General features: G+C 60.4%; 17 protein-coding genes, 1 tRNA gene and 3 pseudogenes. 5 read left to right on the forward strand and 16 right to left on the reverse strand.

The annotated features are described in order from the left end of the window. Window positions 1-5: 5 nt before the first annotated feature. From DBZ32_RS08825 to DBZ32_RS08875, 12 genes and pseudogenes are all read right to left on the reverse strand, one after another. A complete protein-coding gene (locus tag DBZ32_RS08825; RefSeq protein ID WP_208539166.1) occupies window positions 6-1964 on the reverse strand; it encodes a TRAP transporter permease in 1959 nt (652 codons plus the stop codon). A gap of 439 nt (window positions 1965-2403) precedes the next feature. Beyond that, complete coding sequence (locus DBZ32_RS08830; protein WP_119166762.1) at window positions 2404-3567, reverse strand: TAXI family TRAP transporter solute-binding subunit; 1164 nt, start codon at window positions 3565-3567, stop codon at window positions 2404-2406. Window positions 3568-3894: 327 nt separating this feature from the next. After that, a complete protein-coding gene (locus DBZ32_RS08835) occupies window positions 3895-4935 on the reverse strand; it encodes an NADPH:quinone oxidoreductase family protein (RefSeq protein ID WP_119166763.1) in 1041 nt (346 codons plus the stop codon). Window positions 4936-5379: 444 nt separating this feature from the next. Continuing rightward, window positions 5380-5790: a nuclear transport factor 2 family protein gene (locus DBZ32_RS08840; RefSeq protein WP_162906655.1), complete on the reverse strand. Its 411-nt coding sequence runs from the start codon at window positions 5788-5790 to the stop codon at window positions 5380-5382. Window positions 5791-5840: 50 nt separating this feature from the next. Continuing rightward, window positions 5841-6596: an SDR family NAD(P)-dependent oxidoreductase gene (locus DBZ32_RS08845; RefSeq protein ID WP_119166765.1), complete on the reverse strand. Its 756-nt coding sequence runs from the start codon at window positions 6594-6596 to the stop codon at window positions 5841-5843. A gap of 15 nt (window positions 6597-6611) precedes the next feature. Further along, entirely contained in the window at window positions 6612-7094 is a 483-nt protein-coding gene (locus DBZ32_RS08850) for a Rossmann-fold NAD(P)-binding domain-containing protein (protein WP_162906656.1), read from the reverse strand. Between the two features lie 260 nt (window positions 7095-7354). Continuing rightward, entirely contained in the window at window positions 7355-7492 is a 138-nt protein-coding gene (locus DBZ32_RS22050) for a hypothetical protein (RefSeq protein WP_162906657.1), read from the reverse strand. A 38-nt stretch (window positions 7493-7530) separates the two neighbouring features. Further along, window positions 7531-8517 (reverse strand): antibiotic biosynthesis monooxygenase, encoded by a 987-nt coding sequence (locus DBZ32_RS08855; protein WP_119166767.1) that lies wholly within the window; start codon window positions 8515-8517, stop codon window positions 7531-7533. A 93-nt stretch (window positions 8518-8610) separates the two neighbouring features. Further along, window positions 8611-9414 (reverse strand): glucose 1-dehydrogenase, encoded by an 804-nt coding sequence (locus DBZ32_RS08860; RefSeq protein ID WP_208539167.1) that lies wholly within the window; start codon window positions 9412-9414, stop codon window positions 8611-8613. Between the two features lie 21 nt (window positions 9415-9435). Further along, window positions 9436-10562: pseudogene (locus DBZ32_RS08865) on the reverse strand (IS3 family transposase). Window positions 10563-10615: 53 nt separating this feature from the next. Continuing rightward, a complete protein-coding gene (locus DBZ32_RS08870; RefSeq protein WP_119166768.1) occupies window positions 10616-10984 on the reverse strand; it encodes a recombinase family protein in 369 nt (122 codons plus the stop codon). A gap of 10 nt (window positions 10985-10994) precedes the next feature. Beyond that, window positions 10995-11456, reverse strand: a complete 462-nt coding sequence (locus DBZ32_RS08875) for an NUDIX hydrolase (protein WP_119166769.1) — start codon at window positions 11454-11456, stop codon at window positions 10995-10997. A gap of 144 nt (window positions 11457-11600) precedes the next feature. Between DBZ32_RS08875 and DBZ32_RS08880 the strand changes: the two are divergent. Next, window positions 11601-12236: pseudogene (locus tag DBZ32_RS08880) on the forward strand (DUF4158 domain-containing protein); the annotation flags it as partial. Here the strand turns inward: DBZ32_RS08880 and DBZ32_RS08885 are convergent. Further along, a pseudogene (locus tag DBZ32_RS08885) lies at window positions 12212-12367 on the reverse strand (IS3 family transposase); the annotation flags it as partial. The pseudogenes DBZ32_RS08880 and DBZ32_RS08885 sit on opposite strands and share 25 nt — an antisense overlap. Before the next feature lie 56 nt (window positions 12368-12423). Here DBZ32_RS08885 and DBZ32_RS08890 point away from each other — a divergent pair. Further along, on the forward strand, window positions 12424-12645 hold the full coding sequence (locus DBZ32_RS08890; RefSeq protein WP_268877940.1) for a DUF4112 domain-containing protein: 222 nt from the start codon (window positions 12424-12426) through the stop codon (window positions 12643-12645). A 21-nt stretch (window positions 12646-12666) separates the two neighbouring features. Here DBZ32_RS08890 and DBZ32_RS08895 read toward each other — a convergent pair. Both DBZ32_RS08895 and DBZ32_RS08900 read right to left on the reverse strand, forming a co-directional pair. Beyond that, a tRNA-Val gene (locus DBZ32_RS08895) sits at window positions 12667-12741 on the reverse strand. Window positions 12742-12842: 101 nt separating this feature from the next. Then, entirely contained in the window at window positions 12843-13202 is a 360-nt protein-coding gene (locus DBZ32_RS08900) for a response regulator (RefSeq protein WP_119166771.1), read from the reverse strand. A 315-nt stretch (window positions 13203-13517) separates the two neighbouring features. Here DBZ32_RS08900 and DBZ32_RS08905 point away from each other — a divergent pair, with 315 nt between their 5' ends. Further along, complete coding sequence (locus DBZ32_RS08905) at window positions 13518-14462, forward strand: N-formylglutamate amidohydrolase (RefSeq protein ID WP_119166772.1); 945 nt, start codon at window positions 13518-13520, stop codon at window positions 14460-14462. Window positions 14463-14551: 89 nt separating this feature from the next. Continuing rightward, the gene (locus DBZ32_RS08910; protein ID WP_119166773.1) at window positions 14552-15115 is read left to right on the forward strand and encodes a GNAT family N-acetyltransferase; all 564 of its coding nucleotides are present in this window, start codon (window positions 14552-14554) and stop codon (window positions 15113-15115) included. Window positions 15116-15175: 60 nt separating this feature from the next. Here DBZ32_RS08910 and carA read toward each other — a convergent pair whose 3' ends face one another. After that, the gene (gene carA / locus DBZ32_RS08915; protein WP_119167023.1) at window positions 15176-16387 is read right to left on the reverse strand and encodes a glutamine-hydrolyzing carbamoyl-phosphate synthase small subunit; all 1212 of its coding nucleotides are present in this window, start codon (window positions 16385-16387) and stop codon (window positions 15176-15178) included. A gap of 241 nt (window positions 16388-16628) precedes the next feature. Between carA and DBZ32_RS08920 the strand changes: the two genes are divergently transcribed. Next, window positions 16629-17084, forward strand: a complete 456-nt coding sequence (locus DBZ32_RS08920) for a GatB/YqeY domain-containing protein (protein ID WP_119166774.1) — start codon at window positions 16629-16631, stop codon at window positions 17082-17084. Window positions 17085-17120 lie beyond the last annotated feature (36 nt).

Raw genomic sequence — 17120 nt, forward strand, 5'->3', positions numbered from 1 at the left:
AGTGATCAGCCTGCTGGCTCATCACGCGACGCATCGTTTTCTTCGGGCATATCGTTCTCGCTTGCTCTATCAGCCGGCCGCATCCGCCGTGCCGGCCGGGACAAGAGCAGCGCCATGGCGAGCAGGCCGGAAGACAACAGCAGCAATCCACCTTCGCCGAGGCCCAAGGCATCACCTCCGGGCGCGGTGAAGAGCAACCCAGCGGCAGCCAACAGCAGTCGCGCGATCAGCCCGAGCGGTCCGTGACCGAGCGAGCCGAAACCGATCAGCCATCCCTGCAATGCCGCGGCGACGAAGATCACCCCAATTACGGCCGTCGAAACGACCACAGCGATCTCATCCCAGGCGCCCTGCAGCAGCAGTGCAGGATTGAAGACGAAGAAAAACGGGATGAAGTAGATGATCGTCCCTAGGCGCATGGCCTGGAAACCCGCCTTCATCGGCGAGCAGTTGGCTACGGATCCGGCAGCGAAGGCTGCCAGCGCCACCGGCGGAGTGATAAAGGACAGCATGCCCCAGTACATCAAGAAGAGATGAGCGGCCAGAGGGTCGATACCAAAGCGGATCAACGACGGCGCCAAGACGATCGCCAGGAAGAGATAGGCGGCCGTCACTGTCATGCCGATACCGAAGATGAAGCTTGTTAAGGCCCCCATCAACACCAGGGCCAGAAGGTCGTCGCCGGCGAGGCGAACGAGATTATTGGTGAAGGTACCCGCCATCCCGGTGACCTGCAGCGCCCCGATGATCAGGCCGATTGCCGCCAGGATGCCTGCTAGTTCAGCCAGCATCTGACCGATCCGCGCCATCAGCTCAACACAGCGGCGGCGGGTCAATCGGTAGGGCGTGAACTGGTTGATCAGCAGCAGCAGGGCGGCGGCGTAGAAAGGTGCCGTGGCCTCGCGATTGAGACCGACCATCATCCAGACCAGCACCGCAAAGACGAACAGGAAATACCAGCCGCGGCGCAACACTTCGACCACGCTCGGCAATTCAGCGGCGGGGAGGCCATGCAAGTTGCGCCGCGCGGCATAGGCGTCGATCTGCATGAAGAGGCCGAAGTAGTAGAGCGCCGAGGGTACGATTGCGGCGATCACCACCTCCAGGTAGCTGATACCAAGAAAGTTGGCCATCACGAAGGCTGTCGCACCCATGATCGGAGGCATCAGGACGCCGCCGGTAGAGGCACAGGCCTCGACCCCAGCCGCGTAGCTGCGCGAGAAGCCGATCCGCCGCATCGCCGGGATCGATAGCGGTCCCGTGGTTAGCGCGTTGGTCACCGGCCCGCCGCTCATCGAACCCATTAGACCACTGGAAAAAATCGCAACCTTGGCCGGTCCGCCGCGGCGGGTGCCTAGAAGCGCGAAAGCCAGGTTGATGAAGAAGGGCCCGGCGCCGGTGAAGGACAGGAGCACGCCGAACACCAGAAAGCCGAAGACCAGGAGCCCGAAGGCCTGCATCGGAATTCCCAGCAGACTCTCGACACTGAACATGTGAAAACTCGCCACCTGCGGCAGCGCCATCGGTAGGCCGGCGATAAAGGCTGGCACCTGATCCGCGTAGAGTGGATATGTGGAGCAGAGCGCGACGATCGCGAAGACGGGCAAGCCGCCGGCGCGGCGCCCCGCCTCAAGCACAAGCAGCCATCCTGCGAAGCTGATCCAGACGGCGACCTGTGGCGCCATGAACTCCCAAGCTTCGGAAACGATACGCTCGGCACTCCAAGCGAAGTAACCGCAGACCGCGAGAACTGCGAGGCCGAGCAGCACGTCGTACCAGGGCACGCGCGCGCGGGGCGCGCCGCTGTGGGCTGGAAAGTAAATGAAGACCATGGCCAGCGTCGCGCCGGTCAGGAGGTAGAGGTAGCGGGCATCGAGCAGGACGTGGCCGATGAGAAAGCCGAGGTTGAAGATCTGATTGATCGCCAGCAACATGGATAGAGTGGTCAGTGCCGCTGCTACCACCTGCCAGGAAACCGAGAGATTGCGGTACCGCGACGACGGGTCGGGACTGCCTTCGATCGAGTTGACCTCCGACGATTCGGCGACTCGCCCATCCGGTCCACAGGACGACGATGTCTTCACCGCCGCACCGGACGTGCCCGGACCGGACGAGACAGATTGGGACGAGAGAGCTTGGGATGGGACAGAACGGGGAGAGATGAGACCCTGCTGTTTGGGCATTCACCCCCCCGTTTCTGGACGCGAAGCGAGCACCACGGGCCAAAGCGAGCGGCCGCCGCTTCGCCGGGCCGACCATGTACCTCAGCACGTGTCCCTGGACGTACCGACTCGTGCGGTTGATCGGCGCCCAAGCGATCGGTCAGGACTCTCCGTCTCCGCGAGTTGTAGCCGCGCGAGCGTAAACTGCGGCCGCTTCTGCCGGAGACGCAGTCAAGAGACGCTACCAACGCTCGGCGATGACCGTCATGCCCGCCTCCTGAAGAACAGTTGCGCGCTTGTTCATCCAACCTTCAGCAAAGGCGGCGTCGGAAGGAGGATCGGCGATGTAATCCGCCCAAGCCTGCAAAAGTAGGTTCTGGCGGGCGAGATTCTGCTGCTGTCGGGCTTCCGCAGCATCGCTCCAAAGGCCCTGCTCTTTGTAGTAGCGGGCCGCGCCTTCATGATAGGGGACGAAAGCCGCTTCGAAATGCTGGCGATCCATCGCCCAACCCTGAGCGCCGGGAGCGGCGTCGCGATATTCTTCGAACTGCTCGGCAATCGCCTTGACCATGTTGTAGACCAGATCCGCATCGGTGTCGGCCATACCGACCAGATAGGGATAGGGCGACGTGAAAACCTCGATCCCCTGCGCAGGCTCGATAGTCGGCCCCTCGGTAGCGACATGTGGCAAGTACCAGGGCAGAATCTCCGTCACCCGCGCCACCGCCTCGGCGTCGTCGCGCGGGAAAGTCACGAAACGCAGCCCTCGCGGCGAAGCCTCGACTTGCAGAAAGCTGGCTGAATTGCAGGACCCGCCGGCGGCGTCCGCACGGCCTTCGACAATAGCTTGAATCGAGGCTGAATACCCTCCGACCTCGATGATCTCGACATCGTCCCAGGTCAATCCGGCATAGGCCAGCAGAGCCCGGCTCGCGTTGTTCAGCGACGGCGCACCTTTCACGTAAGTCAGGCGCTTGCCCCGCATGTCCGCCGGCGCGGCGATGCCGGCGTCGGCTCCGGTGCCGAAGGTAAAAGAGCAGCCGTCAGAGATGTTCCAGACCACGCCGCGGATCGGTGTCGGCCCCCAGTCGGCGACGCCGAAGTTCAGCATGCCTTCCTGAGCGTAAATGGCCTCCGAACCGCCAGCGGCAAACTGCACATGCCCGGTGCGCAGCGGTGCCAGACGCGCTATGTCGTTGCGGCCCGGCACCACCCGCAGGTTTACTCTGTACTGGTTCTGCAAGACGCTTCCGATCGCCACGGCTTGGCTATAGCCGCTGGTCCCCGTCGGATAGGCGCTCCAAGCAATCGTCGGTGGCAAGGTCAGGTCGCTGGCTGCGACGGGGGCGGTCATACCGACGCTCAGAATGGCGCTGGCGACACACCGCGCGAAGGCGCTGCACATTCCAGACTATCCTCCCAGGTGGTTCGAGTGCCGCCTGTGGCGGCCCTTCGCCGGCTGCTTGCGGTCACCTTCTCCAAAGGTGAGCGCCACGATTGCAGCTCTTGGGCAAATGCTTGCACAGGGGGTGAAAAGCGTCAAGAAAATCGGAAATTAATTCCGCTATGCGGATTGATCGCGAGACACAGTCTGCAGCCGCTCGCCACCACGCTGCCAACGGACGGTATCGAGGCCGTGCGCCGGAAGTTCGCCCTGTTCGGATGCGGCAGCCCGAGCGTTAGCTTGCCGCCCCGCCGCCCTGAGCCGCCTCTCCACTTAGCCCTATCGCCCCTAAGAAGCGGAGTTGACCAGAGCACCTGGCGCAGCTTGTGGGATCCGATCCGACCCTCTCTCGGTCTGCGTCGTGAGCACGATCTTGCCGATAACTCGGCGCTCGGCCAACGCCTGCAGCGCCTCGGACGCCTCGGCAAGCGGCAGCACCCGGTCGATCCGAGGCGCCAGTTGCCCTGCAGCATGCCATTCGAACAGCCGCTTGAAGTTTGCCGCATTGACCTCCGGCTCGTGAGCGCGAAAAGCGCCCCAGAATACGCCGACGATGGCGCACTCCTTAAGCAGCGGGAGGTTGACCGGCAGGCTCGGGATATCGCCGGAAGCGAAGCCGACGACCAGCACCCGCCCGTTGCGCCCGGTCGCCCGCACCGCCTGTTCGAACAGGGCGCCGCCAACCGGATCGTAGACCACGTCGGCACCCCGCCCGTCGGTCAAATCCTTGACGCGCTGTTTCAGCGGTTCCTTTCGATAATCCAGGGTCTCATCGGCGCCGGCGGCACGAGCCGCAGCGAGTTTCTCGGAACTGCCGGCGGCGGCGATCACCCTTGCGCCCAGCCGCTTGCCCAGTTCCACCGCCGCCAGCCCGACGCCGCCGCCAGCTCCCAGCACCAGCAGGGTCTCGCCAGGTTGCAAGGCGGCGCGCTGGACCAGCGCATGAATCGTGGTGCCGTAGGTCATGCTGAAGCCGGCAGCAACGACGCCATCCATCCCCTCGGGCCGGGGCATCACACGCTCGGCAGCCACGGTCACGGATTCGGCGAAACCGCCATAGCCGGTCATCGCAATAACCGGCAGGCCGACCGACAGCCCCGGGACATCGTCACCGACCGCCGCAATTCGTCCTGCGATCTCACCGCCCGGAGCGAACGGCGGCTCGGGGCGGATCTGGTACTTGCCCTCGATGATCAAGGTGTCGGGGAAGTTGACGCCACACGCCTCGACATCGATCCGGACCTCCCCGGGCCCTGGCGGGCGGGCCTCGATCTCCTCGACAGTCAGGGTTTCGGGCGGCCCATAGGCCTTGCAGATCACCGCGCGCATCAGGGGAATCCTCTCTGCTATAGGCTGCACAACGCACGCCTTCCCATCGCATCAGACCGCCATGCTTCCATATGCAGAATTTATTTTCAAATAGCGGAATTAGAGCCGCGGTTCCCAAAGCCGACGTTGAGATCCGCCTCCGGTCGATCGCGCCAACCGGGAAGGGTCATACCGACCTGTTCACCGAGTACGGACTGCCGGATCACATCCGGCCCGACAACGGCAGCGACCTGCGCGGTCCTGCAGTTTGGGAGTACAGCTTCACCGGGACTTTGGCAGGATTGAACCCTCTGTTGCGCGGACGGGCCGGCGCCGTCTCAGTCGTCGGGACCTCCGGTACGGTGCTGGGTCTCGACGTGGACGGTGCGCCGCCGCTTGAGCCTGTGACGAGAGCTCGTTTTTCTCTGAGTTGAAGGTCCATTTTCGCGCAGCGATCCCGTTCGTTTACTGATTTTCTGCTTCGCGTGGATTCCCAGCGGCAAGATCAACGAGTGGATTGAAGAACTCTTTGAAGTGAATGAGTTTCCCATCTCGCGCCTCAACCTTGGCGATGTAGGTATTGTTGTATGGCGCGCCGCTTTGCAGGGTCATGTCGCCCTTAAATTCGACAAAAGCGAAGTTGGGATCGACGGCCTGGTAGGAGGTCACATCAAAGAAGCTCATCATCGTACGCTGAACGAAGGCGCTTGCGAGCGTCGTGCGGATCGCGTCCACGCCTTCAAAACGGCTCGGGGAACCTTCCGGCACATAGGGAAACTCCATTACGCCGTTGTCATTCCACAGCGGGATAATCTGCTCCACGTCGCGTGTTTCAAGGGCGCGAAGGAAGCGTTCGGCCAGATCTGCAGTAGTCATGTGCATCTCCATTATTTCGGGGCGGAACAACACTATCGGCGGGCCTTGATCTAGAAGCTCAGGCCCTTGGTGAAACCGCCCTCAATGAGGATGTTCTGTCCGGTGATAAAACTTGAAGCTGGCGACAGCAGAAACAGTACCAGCTCAGCAACCTCGCTGATCTCGCCAGGTCTTTTCATTGGTATGCGGGATTTCAGCACCTCAAGAAGCTCAGGCGGCACTGTCCTCAAAATGTCCGTGTTGATGACGCCAGGTGCGACCGTATTGACACGGATATTCTTCTCTGCGCCCTCGATTGCAGCGACACGCGTTAGCGCCTCGACGCCCGCTTTCGCAGCGGCGTAGGCGCCGTAACCCGGTGAGGCAAAGGTTGCCGTTTGCGAACTCATGTTGACGATGGAACCGCCTTCGGCCTTCATCACCGCCATCTGCGCTTTGAGGCCATAAAATGTCCCCGTTAGATTGACCGCGATGTCTTGGTCCCACTCTGCCGTCGTCATTTCGGTGATCGGTGTGTTCACGCCCGAACCAGCGTTGTTGAACACGAAATGTAGCTGACCAAAATGTTCCAGGGTCTGATCGACCATGGCTTTCGCTTCTGCCTCGATTGTGACGTCGGTGCGCACGAATAGCCCCTGACCGCCAACGGCCTCGACTTCCGCTACAGCCTCCGCGCCTTGCTTTTCGCGGCGCGCAGCGATGACGACTTTAGCGCCATGTTTCGCGAGCGCGAGCGCCACGGCGCGTCCCATACCGGTGGTGGCGCCGGTTATTAGGGCGGTCTTTCCTTTAAAGTGTTCAGACATGATGGTCTCCTTGCGTTAGTGCGCTTTAAAATGCGCGGTGTGATCGAGTGCGAACTTTGCAAAGCTTGTCGGTCGGCGCTGGAACAGCGCTTCGAACCGATCGGTGCGGACCTCAGCGAACGCGCCGGTCGCTGCGGCTTCATAGACGCCGCCTATTTCAAGGGGCGATCCAGTCGCTCTTGAATGATCGGCAAAAGCTTCACGGTCTTTTATCCATTTGAGCGGTCGGCCTGAGGCCCAACTGAGACGCGCGCGCATGTCTTCCCCCGATAATAACTTCGGCCCGGTCAGATAAACTGGTTCGGTGGGAAGTTTCGACGCAGGGCGCAATAAGAGATCAGAGGCTGCAAAGGCGATATCGCGACAGTCGATCATCGCCAACTTCGCATCACGAGATGGGAGATAAAACGCGTCGTCTCCCCTCTCATAAAGCCCGGGAACAATAAGGAAGTGTTGCATAAAGATGGTCGGACGCAGGGTCGCGTGTTCGACATTCATGGAGCGGAGCATTTCCCCCCGCCCAATGGGCGGCCGGCGGGGTTCCTTCAACGGACCCTTCCGATACCGGACGAGCGGCGTCATTGCTGATCTTGACGATGCGACTAACATCCTTGGCGGCTGCTAGCACCGTTTGTTGCCATTAACCATGTCGTCGGAAAGGGGCGTGATCAGGCACAGTCTGTTGACACCGTCTGCGAAGGCCCCTGCGAGCGGACTGAGAGAGAATTTCACTGGGTGGACCAACGCCGGGTCGATCGTCAAAAAAGACGTGCTTGCTCGCCATGCGGGTCGCGCGTCGCGACCCGGATTTCGCCGACGCGCGGATCCAATGAGAGCAGATGAACCAATTCGCGACCAATACCGCCTGTCACTCCGGTAACCAGAATGGTGGGCATAGTGCCAGCCTCCTGTGGTTGGGTCTCAGCCATGGCCGCTACGATAGTTCTGAGAGGGGCTGCGCAGTGATCGGCCCGTCTAAAAGCGGCGCTAGCTTCCTATTGACCTCGACGACCCAATCCGCCGCCATGTGCGCGTTGAAATCCACTTCACGGTCCCACGCTTCGAAGATTGTGAACGCCGCGTGATCGTCATGCGAGCGGAACACCCGGTAATACTGACAGCCAGGGTCTTTAGCGGCGCGAGCGCTGACTTCGCGCATCAGTGTGGCGAGTTCATCCCCAGCGCCAGGACGGGCGTTAAGACTGACCGTAACCGTGTGGGTGTCCGCATTATCTCCCGTCACCTCATCGGCTGACGGAAAGCCTGCAACTCGTTTTACGGAGTCGTAGTGTTCCTTGAATAACGCGATCTTGCCGTCACGCACCCGAACGATGGTAATGTAACTGTTTTCCTGAACGGTTGGATCATCGCCGACAGTCAGCTTGCTGTCGAACTCGATGACACAGGCGCTTGGATCAGCCAAAGGTGTGACAACGCGATTCGGATAACCAATCGGAGTGACGATCGCCAGTGCATCGCGGAAGTATTTCTCAATTGCGGGCTGCCCTTCAACACTCTCCGGAAAACCCTCTGGTGCGAACGGAAACTCCAGAAGAGCATCTTCCGTCCACATGCCGGCGATAGTGTCAGCGTCCGAAGCGGTCAAAGCATCGAGAAAGGAAGTCGCTGCAATCGTTGCATGGTTCTCATAGGGTGCGCTGATCATCGTCCACTGCTGGGAGACATCTTCCGGCGCCTTGGTCAGAAGTTCGCTTGCTTCTTCAAGGAATGAAGAGAGCTCGGGCGGGCGATGCGCTCGGTGGTATTCGTCGAAACCCGATTTCGTCGTCCAGGTTTCATACAGCAGGAACTGTGACGGGTTACTCCTATTCTGATGAAGATCGAAGCGGGTCATACTGAACTCCGGTCCAACACGACGCTCACCATCAGTAACCGCAAGTAGTTTTTTTGCGAACTTCATCCTCTTTGCCTGGCATGGCTTCAAGAAGATCTGTGATTACGAGTTCTGGATGTGTCATAGCGCGATTTCCTTATCTCCGAGCGCAACAGCCAATCAGTTGGCGACGTAGCCGCCGTCCACGGACAGCGCGATGCCAACGATGTTGGAAGCTCTAGGCGAACAGAGAAAAACGACTGCGTCTGCGACCTCGTCGGCCCTACCGGCTCTGCCAATCGGATGGGACGCATCAAAACTGGCTCTTGCGGCCTTCCGCTCATCCTCGTCCTGTATGGATTCGAAGAATTTCCGTAGCATTGGAGTGTCAACTCCGCCCGGATTAACAGCGTTTACCCGAATACCCTGCTTGGCGTAATCGATGGCCGCAACCTTTGTCAGGCCCATAACTGCATGCTTGGACGCACAGTATACTGAGGCACCTGGCACGCCGACTAAGCCGCCGCCAGAAGAAAGGTTGACGATAGCACCGCCGCCCTGCTTCAGAAGATGGGGAATGGTGTATTTCATCACGAGGAAAGTCCCGCGGACATTGGTTGCGAAGACCTCCTCAAAGCTCTCAAGACGCTGGTCGGCGACGACGTTGACTTCACCCTGAGTGCCAGCGCTGTTGATCACATAGTCAAGTCGGCCATAGGCCGCAGCGCTGTCATCGGCGAGTTTTTCAATGACGCTCGTGTCGGCAATATCTACTTGAAATACTGTCGTCTCTCCGCCGGCGGCTTTCACTTTCGATGCTGTTTCCTCAAGCCCTGCGGTGCTCCGCCCCGTGATGACGGTTTTCACGCCTTCCTTCGCGAATGCTACCGCGCTCGCCTGACCGATCCCTGAGCTTCCGCCGGTAATCAGTGCGACCTTGCCTTGCATTGAAGTCATTTCCTTGTCCTTTTTGATCAGCCCCACCTGATTGGTCCGGTTTGATTGTTAGTGCATGATTGGCCTGGGTTTCATGGGGACGATGGTTTCCGGTGCCGGCGGGCGGTAACCCAAAGCACTGTGCGGTCGTCTCATATTGTAATGTCTCCTCCATTGTTCAATCAGGATTTTGGCCTCTCTGAGGCTGAAGAAGATCTCGCCGTTGAGCAGCTCATCGCGGAACCTGGCATTGAAGCTCTCGCAGTAGCCGTTCTCCCAAGATGATCCTGGCTCGACGTAGGCCGTCTTAGCACCCACGGCAGCGATCCAGTCCTGAACCGCCTATGCTACGAACTCGGGGCCGTTGTCCGACCGGACGAAGGCCGGCACGCTGCGCAGGATGAACAGATCGCTCAAGGCGTCGATCACGCTATTGCCGTTGAGCCTCCGCTCGACTTTGATTGCCAGGCATTCCCGACTGAACTCGTCAAGGATGTTGAGCGTCCGAAACGCTTTCCCATCATCGGTCCGGCAATGCACGAAGTCATAGCTCCAGACATGGTTGCGATACTCCGGCCGGAGCCGCACGCAGGAGCCATCGTTCAGCCAGAGCCGTCCTTTCTTCGGTTGTCTCGATGGCACCTTCAACCCCTCCCGCCGCCATGGCCGTTCGGCGCGCTTGTCGTTGACCTGCCAGCCAGTGTCTCTAAGCAATGCCGCGATCCGACGGTAGCCGTAGCGACCATACTGGCGGGCAAGCTCGATCATGTCGCCAACCAGGCGCTCTTCGTCGACCCGGCCCCTCGGCAGCTTGCGCTGCGTCGAGCGGTGCTGGCGTAGCACTCGCCAGGCCCGGCGCTCTGACACTCGGAGTTGACTGCGCAGTTGTTCGATGCAGTCACGACGACGGGCGGGGCTCAGAAGTTTCCCTTTGCAGCCTCTGTCAGGATGAGCTTGTCCAGCGTCAGCTCCGACACGGCCTTCCTAAGCCGTTCGTTCTCCTTCTGCAGCCGCTTGAGTTCCTTCAGTTGGTCGGTCCCCATCCCACCATACTGCTTGCGCCAGCGTTAGTAGGTCTGCTCCGTGATGCGAACCTCGCGGATCGCGTCTACGCGGGCCATGCCTTGGCCTACAAACACCTCAACCTGGCGCAGCTTCGTGACAATTTCCTCTGGCTTGTGTCGCTTCGTAGCCATTCTGATCCTCCGTTTTCCTAAACATAACGGCAGACCAATTCAGTGGGAGAGGATCAGGTTCGTTCCGAGATCAGACGGCGCCTAAAGTAGGCGATGGCTCCAAAGACATGGAAAATCAACTCGCCTGCTGCGGATGTGGTATCGATCCGCTCTTCGATGCTGATCAATCTAATGTCACGGGCTTTCAGATCTTCGACGGTTTCAAGGAGTTCCTTGAGCGAGCGCCCCAGGCGATCCAGCCGGGTGATGGCCAAGCTATCCCCTGGGCGGGCGTGGTCGAGCAGTGACGACAGGCCGGGGCGGTCAAACTGCTTGCCTGAAACGACATCGTCGAACACGCGGATGGCCCCGGCATCTTTGAGGCGGGCGACTTGGCCGCCGAGGTCTTGATCTGCAGTCGAGACCCGCGCGTAGCCGAGCATATCGCCTGTCCTAGCTATTCATCTCAATTTTCAGATGCGGGTTTGGTTCTTTATCGACGAACTCGGCTTTCACGGCTGCTAGGACTTTTTGCTGGCCAGGGAAGCTGAGCATGGCGTCGGCCTGCTCAAAGCTTACCCATTCATAGGCGTCATGTTCGTCGTTCAACGTGACGGTGGTATCTACGGGTACTGTGCTGACGAACACGGGCACCAAGGTGATGCACTCTTTGTTCGCTTCGTAGAATTGCTCCAGGATGTCTGCTGACCAGATTTCCGTCAGCTCAATGCCGGTCTCCTCGCGAACCTCGCGTATCGCGGTTTGCCACGCTTTCTCTCCGGCTTCGATGCCACCTGCAATTTGGCACCACAGGCCCGCCAAGTACCTGGTGCGGCGGAGAAGCAGCACTTTTGTCTCATCTTCATGGGGTCTGAGGATGAAAATCGATACGCTGAGACTTTTAACTGGGAGCATAAGGCTGTCTTTTATCCGTTCGTTTTAGAGGCAGGTTTCTGAGCGCTCCGGGTGACTGGGATTCTGTCCATAAAACTGTCTCATTATTCGCCCTAATATTATGAATTGTCTCAAAATTATCAACACCATTTTGAGGACACTCTTATGCCAAGACGATCCATTCTGACTGAACGTCAGCGATCTGCGCTACTCGATCTGCCGACCGACGACGCATCAATGGTGCGTCATTACACTCTTGCCGATGATGACCTAGAACATATCAATGCACGCAGGCGGCCAGAAAACCGGATTGGTTTCGCCCTGCAACTCTGTGCTTTGCGATACCCTGGGCGTCTGTTGTCGTCAGACGAGATCATCCCGGAGAAAGTGCTGCGTTTCATTGCTGCTCAGCTGGGCCTGACCGGCGACGATATCTTGCCCTATGCCGCGCGTCGTCAAACACGCCAACAGCACCTGCACGCCCTGCGTCAGATTTATGGCTTCAAGATGTTCTCGGGCCAGGGTGCACGCTGTCTCAAGGCTTGGCTTGAGCGAAAGGCTGAAACGGCCCGCTCTAACGAAGACCTGGCGCGCCGGTTCGTTGAGGAATGCCGCCAGACGCAGACGATCCTGCCGGGTATCTCAGTCATCGAGCGCTTATATGCCAACGCACTTGTCGCGGCGGAACGCAGAATAGGAAGCCGGATCGCCAACAGGCTGGATGATCAAATGAAGGAGTGGCTTGACGCGTTACTGACCGAGATGGTCGATGGCAAGATCCCACCATACTGCTTGCGCCAGCGGTAGTAGGTTTGCTCCGTTATGCGAACCTCGCGGATCGCGTCTGCGCGGGCCATGCCTTGGCCTATAAGCACCTCAACCTGGCGCAGCTTCGTGACAATTTCCTCTGGCTTGTGTCGCTTCGTAGCCATTCTGATCCTCCGTTTTCCCAAACATAACGGCGGACCACTTCAGTGGGGGAGGATCAATCCCGTCTGCCTACATCGTCGGTCAAGCCGCCCGATTTGGCGTGCCGAAAACGACCCTCGCCCGGATGAGCGTAAACATCGGGGTGGACAGCTTGCTTGGTACCGTCCCGCTCGTGGGCGACCTTTTCGATGTCGGATTTAAGGCCAACCGTAAGAACATCGCCCTGCTCCGTCAAAGTCTGGAGCAAGCGGCCACTACGACAGAAATGCACGAAAAATGAATTTTAATCAACGACTTGCGATGGTGGGCACGGCTGGGATTGAACCAGCGACCCCTACGATGTCAACGTAGTGCTCTCCCGCTGAGCTACGCGCCCTTCGCTTTGGCGGCGCCGGTCGGCCCCGCCGTCGAGAGGCAGCGATGTAGCAAGAGCGGACGGCTTTGACAAGCCTGCCCGGTCATTGGCCAGTTCCTCGGTCAGGCCGCCAGAATGGCATCAACTTCCTGGACCAACTCCCGGAGATGAAACGGCTTGGACAGAATCCTTGCACCCGGCTGCTCGCGGTCCCGAGCCCGCAAGGCTACGGCTGCGAAACCGGTAATGAACATCACCTTCAGGCCCGGCTTCGCATCCCCGGCACGGCGCGCCAGCTCGACACCGTCCAGTCCAGGCATCACGACGTCCGCCAACAGCAGATCGAATTCCTCCGCATGCAGGCGCGTCAGAGCCGACATGCCGTCGCCATAGCTCGCCACCTCATGCCCCGCGCGCTGCAGCGCGGTGGCGAGGAAGCTGCGCATTGACTGGTCGTCCTCGGCGAGAAGGATTTTTGCCATAAAATCGAACCTAGAGCGCTATCAACGACGAGGGAAGCTTATCGAGTTTCGCGTCTGTCGTGTATCGCGCCCAGGACATATGCAAGGAGTTTTATGGTGCGGCTTCACGCGTTAAAGTTGTTCGACATCAATCGAACGGGAGTTTGCCTCGGCTCTATTCAATCTTCCGCCAAAATCGCCGGTTAAACTTGGAGTGATGGCGCGATACAGTCGGCAAACAGGCCAAGAGGCTTGCCCCTCCGGTCGTTGGCAGGCTCATGATACCGCGCTTTTTGCCTTGGCCAGACGATATCTGCGAGGCATTCTCACCAATCAATGGACGCTTTCACCGCATATCAGGCTGAGCCTCCGCCAAGCGCGCCGCTTTCCACCCATCAAATCCTGCGGCCGGTCGCGCAGAGTCTGCCCCTGGTCCTGGCCTCACCACATAGCGGACGGGACTATTCCGACGACTTCGTCGCTCGCTCGCGTTTGGACGCACGTCAGTTGCGCCGCTCGGAAGACGCCTTCGTCGACGAGCTCTTCGCACCGGCAGTGGCACTCGGTCTGCCCTTGCTGCGGGCGCTCTTCCCACGCGCCTACGTGGACCCGAATCGGGAGCCGTTCGAACTCGACCCGGCGATGTTCGTGGACCCGCTACCGGATTATGCGAACACCCGCTCGCCACGAGTTGCCGCCGGTCTCGGCACCATCGCCAGAGTGGTGGCCAACGGCGCCGAAATCTATCGCGAAAAGCTGACCGTGGCCGAAGCACTCCAGCGGATTCGCGGCTACTACTGGCCGTATCACAAAGCCTTGAGAGAGCTGGTCGACGACACTCTGGCGCGCTTCGGCGTTTGCCTCCTGCTCGACTGCCACTCCATGCCCTCAAGCGGAGTCGGCCCTCGGCCCACGAAGGGCGCGAGCAAGAGCAAGATCTCGATAAACGGCGGCCAAGCCGCGCAGCGGGTCGATATCGTGTTGGGCGATTGCCACGGCACGGCCTGCAGCCCGGTGGTCGTCGAGCGCGCAACGCAGGTGCTGAAGCGTTTAGGCTACCGGGTGTCGCGCAACCAACCCTACTCCGGCGGCTTCGTGACGCGCCACTACGGCCGACCGTCCGAGGGACTACATGCCCTGCAAATCGAGATCAATCGCTCGCTCTACATGAACGAAGGTACTTACAGGCACACCGGGGGCTTCCAAGGCGTGGCCCGGGATATGGCGACGCTCGTGGCCGACCTCGGCACGTTGGATCCCGCGGAGCTTGCGCCGCGCTAAACATCTGAAGCAGAGTCTGGCGATCCGACCGACAGATCGTGAAGAAGCCGATCCGGTCACGGTCTTCGCCAGGCGGTCAGCCGATCATTATGACGCAATCCCTCAGTTCACCATCGAGGCAGGGTGATCTGCCGATCGTGCGAGCGGCCAAGTCGCCCGACGCCGTGCAGATTGCGGAAATTTACGGTTATCATGTCCGCGAGGGCCGAGCCTCTTTTGAGTTGACGCCACCGGACAGAACCGAGATCGCAGGTCGCATCGAGGCGGTGCAGTCAGCCGGCCTACCCTATCTGGTCGCGGACGGTGGGGACGAGCTGCTGGGATTTGCTTATGCAGGTCCCTACCGGCTTCGCCCAGCCTATCGCTTTGTGGTCGAGGACAGCGTCTACGTGACCGCCGAGGCACAAGGCAGAGGCCTCGGCCGTATCCTCCTGCAAGCCGTGATCGACGAGGCCACGGCGGCCGGACGCCGCCAAATGATCGCGGTGATCGGCGACAGCGCCAACGCCGCTTCGATCCGTCTGCACCGCACCCTCGGGTTCACGGAGATCGGCCGACTGCGCAGCGTCGGCTGGAAACACGATCTCTGGCTTGACAGCGTTTTTATGCAGCGCGCACTCGGGCCCGGAGATAGTCGACCGCCAGACCGCTGATCGGCTGAAACGTCGCGTGGCACTTGGCGACAGCAGCGAGGCCATCCTCAGGAGTGTCCCCTAGCTCCTGCTCTCCGAAATCGCTGCGACGAAGCGCTCGAAGAGGTAGTGGCTGTCTTGCGGGCCCGGCGAAGCCTCGGGATGGTATTGAACTGAGAAGACCGGACGATCCTTGACCCGAATGCCCTCGTTGGAACCGTCGAAGAGACTGACGTGAGTCGGCTCCAGAGACTCGGGCAAGGTATCGTCCTGTACGACGAAACCGTGATTCTGGCTGGTGATCTCGACCCGGCCGCTGGCCAGATCCTTGACCGGGTGATTGGCGCCGCGATGGCCTTGATGCATCTTCTCGGTCTTCGCCCCCAGCGCCAGCGACAGCAACTGATGGCCCAAACAGATGCCGAAAATCGGCAACTTGCTTTCGGCGAGCAGTTTTTGCAGCGTCGGGACGGCATAGACACCGGTTGCCGCAGGGTCACCGGGCCCGTTCGACAGAAACACACCGTCGGGCTCGTGCCTCAAGATCTCTTCGGCCGTCGCCGTCGCCGGCACCACGGTCACATGACAGCCGAGATCGGCGAGACAGCGCAAGATGTTGCGCTTGGCACCATAGTCCACCGCAACCACCCGATACTTCGGAGCCGCCAAGCGACCATAGCCTTCGCCCAGGCGCCAGCGGGTTTCTTCCCAAACGTACGTCTGGGCACAGGTCACCGTCTTGGCCAGGTCCATCCCGCCGAGCCCTGGCCAGGCTTTCGCCTTGCTGCGTATGGCCGGCAGATCGAAGCGGCCGTCCGGCGCATGGACGATCACACCGCTCGGCGCACCGTTGTCGCGGATACGGTGGGTCAGTTGCCGCGTATCGACCCCGGCCAGCCCGATCAATCCGTGGCTCTCGAGCCAAGCGTTCAGGTGCTGCATGGAGCGCCAGTTCGAGGGGTCGGTGATATCGGCGCGCAGCACCAGCCCGCGCGCGGCAGGCGTCATCGTCTCGATATCCTCGGGGTTGGCCCCGACATTGCCTATGTGCGGGAAGGTGAAGGTGATGATCTGCCCGGCATAGGAGGGATCGGTCAGGATCTCCTGATATCCCGTCATCGAGGTATTGAAGCAGACCTCGCCGTCAGTAACGCCGGTCGCCCCGATGCCAGATCCCCAAAAAACCGTTCCGTCGGCCAGCACAAGCGCCGCGGTCGCCCCGGTCGGCGGTGCTGTGTCGTCGCGCGCGTCGAGGCCGCGCGCAGCAAGCTCGCGCGCCGCCGCGTCGGTCATATCTGTCATGGACGAAACCCTATCCAGCTATCCGGGAGGAGACCGCGCGGTTGCGCATGCCCCCGACTCCTCTATATAGGGGCGTCGATTGGCCCGCGCGAAGGCGATTACCGCGCAGGGCAGTAGGCGGTCAAGACCGCCTGACAGAACACTCCGCGGGGAGGCGGTCACGGCCGCCTTGCCGAACCACTCAATCCAGCAGTTGGATTACAGATCTAGAGAAATACGGCGAGAGGCGGTGATGCTGCGTACGGAGCTGAACGACGCCTTGAAACAGGCGCTCAAGGACCAAGACAAGAAGACCCTCGGCACGGTCCGCCTGATTCTGGCGGCACTCAAGGACCGGGACATCGCGGCGCGTGGCGCCGGCAACTGCGACGGCATCTCGGAAGATGAAGTGCTCGATATGTTGCAGAAGATGGTCAAGCAGCGCCGCGAGTCGATCGAACTCTACACCAAGGGCGAACGACAGGACCTGGTCGACAAGGAAGAGGCCGAGATCGAAGTCATTCAACGCTTCATGCCGCAGCAGCTCGACGATGGCGAGACGCAGGCGGCCGTCGACGGGATGATCGTCGAGCTGGAAGCCGGTTCGATCAAGGACATGGGCCGCGTTATGGCCGCCTTGAAGGAGCGCTATGCCGGCCGGATGGACTTCGCCAAGGCCAGTGCCCTCGCCAAGGGACAGCTCGCCTAGCGGAGAAGGGCGTACCGCTCCGAATTTTCCCCGGGT

The organism is Algihabitans albus (assembly GCF_003572205.1).
In the GTDB taxonomy this organism is placed as follows: domain Bacteria; phylum Pseudomonadota; class Alphaproteobacteria; order Kiloniellales; family DSM-21159; genus Algihabitans; species Algihabitans albus.

Coding starts and splice junctions, on each gene's coding strand:
- DBZ32_RS08830 (WP_119166762.1), bottom strand. CDS start 3,567: ATGTGCAGCGCCTTCGCGCGGTGTGTCGCCAGCGCCATTCTGAGCGTC.
- DBZ32_RS08835 (WP_119166763.1), bottom strand. CDS start 4,935: ATGCGCGCGGTGATCTGCAAGGCCTATGGGCCGCCCGAAACCCTGACT.
- DBZ32_RS08840 (WP_162906655.1), bottom strand. CDS start 5,790: ATGACTACTGCAGATCTGGCCGAACGCTTCCTTCGCGCCCTTGAAACA.
- DBZ32_RS08845 (WP_119166765.1), bottom strand. CDS start 6,596: ATGTCTGAACACTTTAAAGGAAAGACCGCCCTAATAACCGGCGCCACC.
- DBZ32_RS08850 (WP_162906656.1), bottom strand. CDS start 7,094: ATGAATGTCGAACACGCGACCCTGCGTCCGACCATCTTTATGCAACAC.
- DBZ32_RS22050 (WP_162906657.1), bottom strand. CDS start 7,492: ATGCCCACCATTCTGGTTACCGGAGTGACAGGCGGTATTGGTCGCGAA.
- DBZ32_RS08855 (WP_119166767.1), bottom strand. CDS start 8,517: ATGAAGTTCGCAAAAAAACTACTTGCGGTTACTGATGGTGAGCGTCGT.
- DBZ32_RS08870 (WP_119166768.1), bottom strand. CDS start 10,984: ATGCTCGGCTACGCGCGGGTCTCGACTGCAGATCAAGACCTCGGCGGC.
- DBZ32_RS08875 (WP_119166769.1), bottom strand. CDS start 11,456: ATGCTCCCAGTTAAAAGTCTCAGCGTATCGATTTTCATCCTCAGACCC.
- DBZ32_RS08900 (WP_119166771.1), bottom strand. CDS start 13,202: ATGGCAAAAATCCTTCTCGCCGAGGACGACCAGTCAATGCGCAGCTTC.
- DBZ32_RS08905 (WP_119166772.1), top strand. CDS start 13,518: ATGGACGCTTTCACCGCATATCAGGCTGAGCCTCCGCCAAGCGCGCCG.
- DBZ32_RS08910 (WP_119166773.1), top strand. CDS start 14,552: ATGACGCAATCCCTCAGTTCACCATCGAGGCAGGGTGATCTGCCGATC.
- carA (WP_119167023.1), bottom strand. CDS start 16,387: ATGACCGACGCGGCGGCGCGCGAGCTTGCTGCGCGCGGCCTCGACGCG.
- DBZ32_RS08920 (WP_119166774.1), top strand. CDS start 16,629: ATGCTGCGTACGGAGCTGAACGACGCCTTGAAACAGGCGCTCAAGGAC.